The 2691-nt window shown below is 41.3% G+C and carries 3 protein-coding genes; 2 read left to right on the plus strand and 1 reads right to left on the minus strand.

Annotation, left to right across the window (positions count from 1 at the left end; translation table 11 throughout):
• The first annotated feature begins 812 nt into the window (after positions 1–812).
• Positions 813–1412 (plus strand): DUF1802 family protein, encoded by a 600-nt coding sequence (locus HWQ37_RS00110; RefSeq protein ID WP_292742513.1) that lies wholly within the window; start codon positions 813–815, stop codon positions 1410–1412.
• 425 nt (positions 1413–1837) lie between these two features.
• Positions 1838–2101 (plus strand): hypothetical protein, encoded by a 264-nt coding sequence (locus HWQ37_RS00115; protein WP_292742515.1) that lies wholly within the window; start codon positions 1838–1840, stop codon positions 2099–2101.
• Between the two features lie 96 nt (positions 2102–2197).
• On the opposite strand, the gene HWQ37_RS00120 is transcribed toward HWQ37_RS00115, so the two are convergent.
• The coding region (locus tag HWQ37_RS00120; RefSeq protein ID WP_292742516.1) for a gamma-glutamyltransferase at positions 2198–2691 on the minus strand (494 nt) is incomplete at its 5' end.

The following is a 2691-nucleotide window of genomic DNA, read 5'->3' on the forward strand; positions in this document are numbered from 1 at the left end:
TGACTCCTGAATTATGTTCGATAAAATACCAAAAACCTGGTCGAGGTTGACCAGGTTTTATCGCGTTTACAGGTTTCAAATTTTAAACTAATTAACTAACTGAAGGTTAACAACTAGGGTGGACTGGAAAACTAACAAACTCAGCATGCTTGCGTTTTTCCGCTTTAGGATTTGGCTTTGCCTTCTACATTGGGCTTTTTGCCACTTCTATCACATTTGATATGCTGAAATTTGCTTGGGCTGATGACAAGGGGACACTAAGTCATTGACCCTTTTTGTTTGGTTTTATTTTGTTTGGTGTCCTACTATCTAAACTATCACTTAATTTGTGAGTTGCAACCCTTGGTTTACGAAAGTTGACGTTTTGTTAGATTTTGCAATCTCGAGCCAGAAGTTTGATCCCCAAGCCTCTTTTGAAGAAAGTTAAAGGGATCTTAGATAGATTAACCATAGTAACCAAATTGCATTGTCATCAATCCCACATAATCTGATTATCATCCAGATGGTCGGTGACAATACGTCCAATGGCATCAATTTCTGCTATTTGGGCGGCTAATGCGTCTTGTTTGGGATAACGCCCTCCGGTGATGTCTGGCTACAAACGGCTATGCGTCTACACATTTGTTTGAGGTTGAGCAATTAACCAGGCTAAAGCTAACTAACCAAGGGTACAATTATCAAGAAAGGTAGGTTAAAAGCTTTCATCGTTTCTTCAATAGGTACTATTTCAGCATTGTCAGGAGCGGATTCATTACTTTGGACAGGTTCATACTTTATCAGTCTTAGCTTCAATTAAATCACAGTTAGAATAGATGCCGATGGAATTGACTACAACTTTTCATGCTCTCAAAGAATGGGCAGTTGCCATAAATGCCTTGGAAAGTGGAAAAACAATTATGTTGCTCCGCAAAGGCGGTATCCACGAACGAAATGGACATTTTCAAGTTGCCCACAAGCAAATTTTGCTTTACCCTACTTATGAACATCAACAAGCTTTCATGCTGAAAGCTGAATATGCCAATAGTGTCTATCCAGTAACATCAGGTTGGCATCCTGAAACAGTTCGCATTGGCAGTTGGGCTGAAATTACAGATATTTTGCCCTGTAGTGACGAGTCTATTGTCAACAGTTTACTTCCCTTTCATATTTGGAACGAGCATTTTATTAGCGATCGCCTCAAATGGAAAGCACGTCAACCCCTTTATATTCTGCTTCTGCGGACATATAAACTACCCCAAGAGCAAGAAATTCCCTATTACGCCAAATACTCTGGCTGTAAGTCATGGATTGATTTAGATCGATCGATTCACTTGCAAACAGCACAACCAGTTTTATCTAATTTTGCATACACCCAACTAGTAGAGACAATTCGCCAGATTGTTGGCGATAAGTTGTATGCTCCATCCTTCTAATAACCCAACTTGTTGTTAGATACCCGACTTATTGAAGAAATCGGGTATCTAAATCTCGCTGAAGTAAGTGCTATTCTACCCTACAGCTAATCTAGAATCTGCGCTTATATATGTCAGCAGAAAAACAAATAGTATGATTGCGAGCCTCAGTCAAAAACAGTAGTTATTGTTACACACGATCGCAAAAAACGCGGATAACATGAGAAAAATCTCACCCAATAAACAAGGTGAGCCAAAGCTGTTTATCTCTATGTCCTATTAGCAGCTGTCTTCCAGGCTATGAGTTGTTAAGCAATTATCCCACAGTGGATAGAACTTAATTACATTTTGTCTAAAGTATTAGGCAAAAATTATCCTAAAGGTGATAACAAGCTTGACAAAATTCAGTTATTATGCATGATTATCTAAAAGCAGAGGAGTTTGCAATGCATCGACAAATGTGCTGGTTATCTAAGTCTGGTGGCGACGGAGAGAAAATTTTGTATTTGCAGTCAGAACCCAATCAACCCTGGCGTCCCTACACAGCTTTTGGACATTTTGCAGTCCCAGATTATCAAATACCAGGTGGTTCTAAGGGTTGGGCAACTTATCAAAAACTTTTGAAAGCAGGTTGGACACTAGTACCTAGCGCACGGGCAAACGAGTTTGGTAGCAGCAGTTACGCAGAGTCAACAATCCAAAATCAATAGTCATTTGTTATTGGTCATTGGTCATTTGTCATTGGTTATTTGTCATTGGTCATTGGTCATTTGTCATTAGTTATTTTTTGCGTCTGTGCGTCTCCCTCACAAACCTCTGGGGGAACCTTCGCCGCGAGGATCGGCGGCTCCTTCTAAAGTTCCATCAGATGTAACAGCGATCGCGTTACCATTACCCCAAGGAGCAGTCTCCTTTATATTGTGTCCCCGTCTGCGTAACTCTTGCAAAGTTAGAGCATCCAAGCCCCAGGATTCAACACGCAATTCATCTGGAAGCCATTGATGATGTATGCGTGGAACAGAAACAGCCGCACCAACATCCATGTTGTATTCCAGCACATTTAGGATTACTTGCAAAACCTGGGTGATGATGGTGCTACCACCAGGCGCACCCACTGCCATCTGAAAATGACCGTTTTCTGTGATAATTGTGGGAGTCATGCTAGATAGGGGAGTTTTGCGGGGTGCAATGCTGTTGGCATCGTTACCAACCAAACCAAACGCATTAGGCACTCCTGGCGCAGCCGCAAAATCATCCATCTCATTGTTGAGAACAATTCCAGTTCCCGGTGTCACTACAC

The sequence above is a fragment of the Nostoc sp. NMS4 genome, assembly GCF_017115095.1.
Lineage (GTDB): Bacteria > Cyanobacteriota > Cyanobacteriia > Cyanobacteriales > Nostocaceae > Nostoc.